7 protein-coding genes are annotated in these 7,162 nt (G+C 64.6%); 1 reads left to right on the top strand and 6 read right to left on the bottom strand.

Annotation, left to right across the window (positions count from 1 at the left end):
* From RA20_RS09385 to RA20_RS09370, 4 genes are all read right to left on the bottom strand, one after another.
* A partial coding sequence (locus tag RA20_RS09385) for a TRAP transporter large permease subunit (RefSeq protein WP_039127276.1) occupies positions 1-816 on the bottom strand: 816 nt, incomplete at its 3' end.
* On the bottom strand, positions 813-1,346 hold the full coding sequence (locus RA20_RS09380) for a TRAP transporter small permease (protein ID WP_039127274.1): 534 nt from the start codon (positions 1,344-1,346) through the stop codon (positions 813-815). The genes RA20_RS09380 and RA20_RS09385, both read right to left, overlap by 4 nt.
* A 55-nt stretch (positions 1,347-1,401) precedes the next feature.
* The gene (gene dctP, locus RA20_RS09375) at positions 1,402-2,421 is read right to left on the bottom strand and encodes a TRAP transporter substrate-binding protein DctP (protein ID WP_039127272.1); all 1,020 of its coding nucleotides are present in this window, start codon (positions 2,419-2,421) and stop codon (positions 1,402-1,404) included.
* A gap of 207 nt (positions 2,422-2,628) precedes the next feature.
* Positions 2,629-3,675, bottom strand: coding sequence for a proline racemase family protein (locus RA20_RS09370; RefSeq protein WP_039127271.1), 1,047 nt, complete (start codon positions 3,673-3,675; stop codon positions 2,629-2,631).
* A 91-nt stretch (positions 3,676-3,766) separates the two neighbouring features.
* On the opposite strand from RA20_RS09370, the gene RA20_RS25350 reads away from it, so the two are divergent.
* Positions 3,767-4,777, top strand: a complete 1,011-nt coding sequence (locus RA20_RS25350; protein ID WP_052248915.1) for a GlxA family transcriptional regulator — start codon at positions 3,767-3,769, stop codon at positions 4,775-4,777.
* Here RA20_RS25350 and RA20_RS09360 read toward each other — a convergent pair.
* Together RA20_RS09360 and RA20_RS09355 are read right to left on the bottom strand one after the other, a co-directional pair.
* Positions 4,774-6,096, bottom strand: coding sequence for an MmgE/PrpD family protein (locus tag RA20_RS09360; RefSeq protein ID WP_052248914.1), 1,323 nt, complete (start codon positions 6,094-6,096; stop codon positions 4,774-4,776). The two genes, RA20_RS25350 and RA20_RS09360, sit on opposite strands and share 4 nt — an antisense overlap.
* The gene (locus RA20_RS09355; RefSeq protein ID WP_241482228.1) at positions 6,096-7,139 is read right to left on the bottom strand and encodes an alcohol dehydrogenase family protein; all 1,044 of its coding nucleotides are present in this window, start codon (positions 7,137-7,139) and stop codon (positions 6,096-6,098) included. The genes RA20_RS09360 and RA20_RS09355 overlap by 1 nt, the downstream gene beginning before the upstream one ends.
* Positions 7,140-7,162: the final 23 nt, after the last annotated feature.

Here is a 7,162-nt window from a genome sequence, read left to right as displayed (position 1 = left end):
GTCGTAGAAGGATTTGAAGGTGAGCTCGCGGTAGATCAGGAATGCAACCGGCAGCGCATAGACCACGGCAACGGCCGCCGCTTCGGTGGGCGTGGTGATGCCGCCGTAGATGAAGCCGAGGATGATCATCGGCATCGCCAGGCCAAAGCCGGCCTCGCGGGAGCGCTGGAACACGGTTTTCATCTGCATGTTAAAGGGCTGCGGCTCGGCCACGGTGATCTCCATGCTTCGGGTCAGCACCATGTTCCAGAAGGAGAACAATGCAATCAGGATCAGCGCGGGGATCAGCGGCGCCAGGAAGCTGGCGGCGATCGAGGTGCCGGTGACCCAGCCATAGAGGATCATGGTGGCGCTTGGCGGGATCAGCAGCGCCAGCACCGCCGAGCAGCTGACCAGCGAGGTGGCATAGCCGCGGTCATAGCCCTGTTCCACCATGCGCGGGATAGCGATGGAGCCGATGGCGGCGACGGCGGAGGAAGCCATGCCGGAAATCGCGCCGAAGATCGCCGTAGTGATCACGGTTACCACGCCCAGGCCGGAACGGTAGCGGCCGAGGATGCTGTCGGCCAGGTCCAGCAGACGCTTGGCGATGCCGCCCTGGGTCATGATGCCGCCTGCCAGGATGTAAAGCGGGATGGCCAGCAGCACCACCGAGGAGACCTTGGAATAGCCGGAAGTGATCAGGAAGGTGGTGGAGTTGTAGTCGCCGAAGATGATCAGGAAGGCGGCGGCGGCGACAAAGGTCATGGCGACCGGCACGCCGAGGATCATCAGTGTCACCAAGAGGGCGACATCCAGCAGGATCAGGGTGCTCATTGGGCGGTCTCCTCAGCGGGCGTGTGCCGGATGGCGGCGCGCAGGCTGTCGTAGAATTCGAGCAGGAAGTAGAAGGCGGTGAGGGCGAGCCCTGCAAACATGGTGCCGTAGATCCAGATCATCGGGACCCTGAGCTCGGTCGATTTGGTGTTCATGCGTTCGGTGAAGACCAGCAGGTCCCACATCACCACCAGAATGTAGATCGTCAACACCGCAGCCAGCAGCCGGGTGAAGGCATGCACACCGGCGGTGATGCGGCCTTCGCCAAAAATGGTGTCGACCAGGCTGGCGGAGATATGGCTGCGCTCATGCGTGGCGTAGGCCGAGCCCACGAAATACATGATGACGCCGGCGAAACTGGCGAACTCCTCGATGCCGAACAGCGAGTAGTTGAACAGATACCGCGTCACCACCTGCAGGAAGACCGCGGTGGTAAAGGCGATGCTGGTGACGAACATCACCAGGCGCTGGATCTTCAGCTTGAGCTGCCAGATGGGGTTTTGGATTTGGGTTTGCCGTTCTTGAAGCATGGGTCCCTCCCGCGCGGGCGGTCCGGAGGGCGGGCGCCCTCCGGGGTCTTTTCCGTTACTTGCCGTAGTGGCTCTGGATCAGCTCATAGAGTTCGTCGCCGATCTCGGGCTTCATCTGCGGCCAGGCATCGGCGCGCACGGCAGCGGCCATGGTTTCGATCTCATCCTTGGAATAAGTGACCACGGTCACCCCGGCATCGCGCAGCTGCTGCAAATAGCCGTTGTCGGCGGCTTCAACGGCGTCAAAGCGTTCGGTGGCCAGTTCCGCGGCCACTTTGGAGATCGCGGCGCGGTCTTCCTCGGACAGGCTGGCCATGGTGAAGGCAGAGCCCAGGAGCCAGTTGATCTCGAAGTGGTCGTTCAGCTGCAGCCAGGTGTCGACCACACCGTTCCAGTCGCGCACTGCGTTCTCCGGCACCCCGCCGACCATGCCGTCGATCACACCGGTCTGCACGCCGGTGTAAAGCTCGGCCCAGGGCATGGTGGTGGTGGAATAGCCGAGGCGCTCCAACAGCGGCTTGTGGGTGCCGACGCCCGAGGGCCAGACCCGGATCTTCAGATCGCTGTGATCGGCATCGGGGTTCTTGGGATCGGCCACCGGCTTGCCCACGGCCACGCCGCCGAGGCCAAAGGCATATGGCGCCAGAGCCTGGATCTGCTGCGGCTCGATCAGGTCGTTGACGATGTTGAACAGGAAGCCGCCGGTGTTCCAGGCGTCCTTGGCGCTGTCGTAGTCAACCGCAGTGTAGGGGAACCAGGTCAGCGCCAGGCGGGAGTCGAATTTGGTGGACACCGACTGGATCGCCAGATCAACCGCGCCCTGGCTCAGCTGTTCGTAGACTTCCTCCCAGTCGCCAAGCTGGCTGGCCGGGAAGATGCGGACGTCGATGCGGCCATCGGTTTCGGTTGCAACGCGGGAGGCAAACTCATGCGCCCATCTGTCCATGTCGCTTTCCGGCGGCGACAGATGCGACAGGCGCAGGGTGGTTTCGGCTGAGGCGGCAAGGGCGGTAAAGCTGAGCGCCGCGGCGGCGGCAGCGCCCAAAACCGCGCGGCGGTTGAGGTTCGAGAACATGGTTTTCCTCCCGTTTCAGGTTCCAAGAAGCGCCGGAAGCGGCGGCTCTGAGGAAAGGATAGGAGAGGATTTCACGGGTATAATTGTATAAAATGGCCCTTTTTCATAATGTAGCAGACTTGGGTTTCGTTGAGTGCTGAACAAAAAAGACCGGCGCGCAGGGCGGCCGGTCCAGTGGGGAGGATTGGTTTTCTGGCGAGCCAGAGACTAGAGCCCGGGGATCACATGTTCGATTCCGGTGCCCCAAGTGTCCGCCATTGTATAGCCGAGCGGGTAGGGATCGCTGGGATCGGCGCCCAGCTGCATGGTGGCGTAGATCCAGGCGCGGCCCGACAGGCGCGGCAGGATGGCGGGACGGCCCCCAACCGCGGCGGTGCCCAGGATCGAGGCGGTGAATTCCGAGTTGATGGTCGAGCGCATCCGGAATTCCTGCCCTGGCCGGGCCTGGCCCTTGGCGTGCATCACTGCGAGCCGGGCGGCAGTGCCGGTGCCGCAGGGGGAGCGGTCGACCCGGCCCGGCGGCATGATGGTGGCGTTGCGGCAGATGTTCCGGCTGGGGTCCACCTCATCGGTGAACATCAGGAAATCGATGCTGTTGAAGGCGGCGGTCTCAGGGTGCTGGACCGGCAGCTGCTCCTGCGCGGCGGCTTTGATGCGGGCACCGAGCGACACCATGTCCTGCGCCATGTCCGGTCCGATGCGGAAGCCCAGTTCCTGCGCGCGGGGCATGACGTAGTAGACGCCGCCAAAGGCTGCATCGACAGTGAGGGTGCCAAGGCCCGCGACCTCCAGCGGCGCGTCCAGATGCTCGGCAAAGGCTGGGAAGAAATCGAGCGTCACCCGCTCGACCCGGCCGTTGCGGCAGTCTGCCACCGCCTTGACCAGCCCGGCGGCGGTATCAAGCACCACGGTGGTCTGCGGCTCCTGCATCTCCAGCATGCCGGTCTCCAGCAGTACGGTGGTGACGCACATGGCGTTGGAGCCGGACATCGCGTGGGTGCCATCCGCCTGCATCGGGATAAAGGCCGCATCCGAACCCGGTGCCGCGGGCGGCAGCAGCAGGTTGGTGGTCATCTGGGCGCAGCCGCGCGGCTCCTTGTTCACAAATTGGCGCAGCGCGTCATTGGCCTGCAGGTACTGCATCTTCTCCAGCGTGCTGGCGCCTGGGATGTCCAGCACCCCGCCGGTCAGCACCCGGCCAACCTCGCCTTCGGCATGGGCGCCGATCACGGTGACTGTCTTGTTCCAGCGCATCGTTTCTCCTTACGTTTTGGCGGAAACTTGCGGAACGCAGCAGTCCAGGAATAGGATGCAACGGACGTTTCCCGGACAGAAAGGCGCGAAAATGGAGTTCTGGACCCCGGAGCGGCCCGACGGGCAGGAACCGGATGTGCGCTTTGCCTTCATCCTGACGCCTGCTTTTACCATCCTGCCCCTGGCTGGTTTTGCCGATGCGGTGCGGCATTCCTCGGACGAGGCGGACCGCAGCCGCCAGATCTTCTGCCACTGGGAGGTGCTGGGACATGATCTGGCACCGGTGCATTCCAGCACCGGCATGGCGATCACCCCCTGGAAGACGTATGCCGAGGCCGGCGCGTACGACTACATTGTTGTGGTCGGCGGGCTGATTGACCAGCTCGAAGGCGTGCATCCGGATACCTATGAGTTCCTGCGGCAGGCGCATGCCAAGGGCACCAAGCTGGTGGGGCTGTGCACCGGCAGTTTTGCGCTGGCGCGGACCGGGCTGCTGAACGGGCGGCGGGCGGCAATCCATGCGCATCACCGGCCGGAATTCATGCGGATGTTCCCGGATGTGGTGCCGGTGGAAAACGAGCTGTACGTCTCCGAGGGCGATATTCTGACCTGCCCGGGCGGCACTGCGGCAATCGACCTGGCGGTGGAAATCCTGATCGAGCACTGCGGCCGGTCGCGCGGCATGAAAGGGCTGACGGCGCTGGTGGTGGACGAGCACCGCTCAGCCCATGAGGTCGGCCGCCTGCCCTACCAGGATCTGGAGGAATGCGGCAACTGGCGGGTTGAACAGGCCATCAGGATCATGCGGCAAAAGCTGCGCGAACCCGACACAACCGAACATCTGGCCGAAATGCTGGGCTCCACCGTCCGCCAGCTGAACCGCGTGTTCCTGCAGCACGCCAAGGCTACGCCGCAGGAGGTCTGGCGCGACATGCGGCTGCAGCATGCGCGCTGGCGTTTGATGAACTCGAAACGCACGATCACCCAGATTTCCTATGAATGCGGGTTCTCCGACAGCAGCCATTTCTCGCGCTGGTTCAAGACCAAGTTCGGCGAGACGCCCAAGCGCTACCGGGAGCAGCGGCTGGCGAAGCAGCGCTAGGGGGCCGGAGTCCGGAGTATATCCAGCAGCTGCGTGCAATCCGGGCCGCTGCTGCCGGTCAGCAGGCCGGCCAGGGCCGCGCGCTGTCCAGCGGTCAGGCGGGCGGCGGTATAATGCTCCATCTTCTCAATCAGCTCCTGGTCGGTCAGCGGCGCATCAAAATTGCCGCGCGCGGCTTTGAACTCCGAGGTGAACCGGCGGCCGTCGCTGAGGGTCAGGGTTACCGAGGCGTAGCGCTCATCCGGGAAGGCGGCGTTGCAGTCCTCGGATTCTTCAAAGTCGACAAGATCCACGAGGCGCCAGATTTCCTGTTTATCGTAGGCTTCCGGCAACAGGTGCCCGGGCAGGATTGTTCCGAATTTCAGCGCCAGAGCAACCGCAAGCGGCAGGCTGTACTGGGCGGCGTCCCCGTCCTTGGGGCGGCGGACCGACAATCTGGTGGCTTCGTGAAAGGTGGTCACGGTGATGCGGCTGAGGTCGTCCGTGCGGATGTCCTCAGCGCGGATGAGGGAGAGTGCGGCTTCGACCGGCGGATGGGCCCAGCGGCAGACCGGGTAGGCCTTGAAGTTGCTTTCAAGGATGCGCCAGCGGTGGCCGAGATCGCTCCAGATGCCTGCGACTTCCGGTGCTTCGACAGTCAGGGCAGGGGCCCCGGTAAAGCCGTCTTCGGCCAGGTCGGCGGCGGAGATCCCGGTCAGGGCGCCCCAGCTGCTGCTGTCCTTGACCATGGCCGGATGGTCGATGCAGCGCATCATCGGTGCGCGCGGGCCGTAGTATTCGGCAATGCCAAGCGCCTCGCGGATCTGTTCGGGCGGCAGCGCCCGCAGGCGGCAGGCGATGGCAGCGCAGCCAAGCGCGTTCCAGGCACCTGACGAGTGATAGTCCGGCGCGGTTGCATGCAGGGACAGCGCCGCGCGAAGAGCAATCTCCTCTCCTGCGATCAAGTGGCAGAGGAACGCATCCAGCGTGCAATCACGGCTGCCCAGCTCGGCAATCAGTGCGGGCACCAGCGCCACGCTGGCGTGCCCCTTGCACACCTGATGCCCGTCATGGGCATCAAGCGCGTCGATGCTAGCCGCTCCGGAGAAGGCAAGGCCCACCGGATTGACCGGGCGGCCGTCGAACGGCATCGGCAGGGTGCCGGGATAGCGCCGCGCGGCATGGCCCCGTGCGATCCGGCTGGGGGCCGTTTCAACCCCTGCCGCCCAGACTGTCAATGTGTCCACCAGGCAGCGTTTGGCCATGTGCAGAACGCTGGCCGGAATGTCCCCGGGCTGCAGGCTGTGGATGAAGTCCGGGGCGGTGATGGGCTTTGCCATTATGGAACCTCGAGGATGATCTTGCCGGTATGGCCCTTCTTGCCGAAATTTTCCTGTGCTGTGGCAATGTCCCTGAGCGGGTGCGTTTCTGCAACCAGCGGTTTGATCTCACTGCGTTCGATCCGGCGCACCAGGTTGCCGAAGACTTCGGGTTCCAGAACCGTGCAGCCAAAGAAGCTGAGATCCTTGAGGTAAAGGGTGCGCACATCCAGGCTGACAATCGGCCCGCCAATGGCGCCTGCCACGGCGTAACGCCCGCCGGGGCGCATCACCTCGGGAAGCGAAGGCCACTTGGGCCCTGCGACCAGGTCAATCACAACGTCGACGCTGTTTGCACCGAGCTTTGCCAGCAGATCGTCGTCCCGGCTGAGGATACGCGCGGCGCCAAGCTCCCGCAGTGCATCAGCCTTTGAGGGGCTGGTGACGGCGGCGACGGTTGCACCGCGCGCCCGGGCCAGCTGCACCGCGGCCGAGCCGACCCCGCCTGAGGCGCCGGTGACCAGAACGGTGTCGCCGGCCGACACGCTGGCGCGGGTCAGCATATTCTCGGCGGTGGAATAGGAGCAGGGAAAGGAGGCGAGTTCGGTATCGGTCAGATCGCTGCTGATGCGGTAGGCGTGGCGGCTGGCAACGCAGGTGAACTGGGCAAACCCGCCGTCGCATTCGGAACCGAAGTACCAGGGGGTCTCCAGAACAGTTCCGCCCACCTCGCGGAGGCAGGGCTCGATCAGGACCCGCTCGCCCAGCCTGGCGGGGTCGGCGCCCGGGCCGACGGCGGTGATCTCGCCGCAGACATCGGCGCCCTGGATACGCGGAAACTCCAGCGCCTTGCCTGTCCAGGACGCGTCGCCGGCCTCCCCGTCGCCCTTTGAGTACCAGGCGGTCCGGGTGTTGATGTCGGTGTTGTTCACCGCGGCAGCCCGCACCCGGACCTGCACTTCATTCGGGCCCGGCTTGGGCACGGGCAGGTCCTCTCGGTACTCCAGAACCTCCGGCCCGCCGTGCCCGGTCAGCACCACGCCCGTCATTTTGCTGTTCGGCATCTTTCTTGCCTCCATGTAGAATC

The sequence above is a fragment of the Leisingera sp. ANG-Vp genome, assembly GCF_000813725.1.
GTDB lineage: Bacteria > Pseudomonadota > Alphaproteobacteria > Rhodobacterales > Rhodobacteraceae > Leisingera.
Note: the sequence above shows the minus strand (reverse complement) of the source record. Positions and strands in the feature narration are given on the sequence as shown.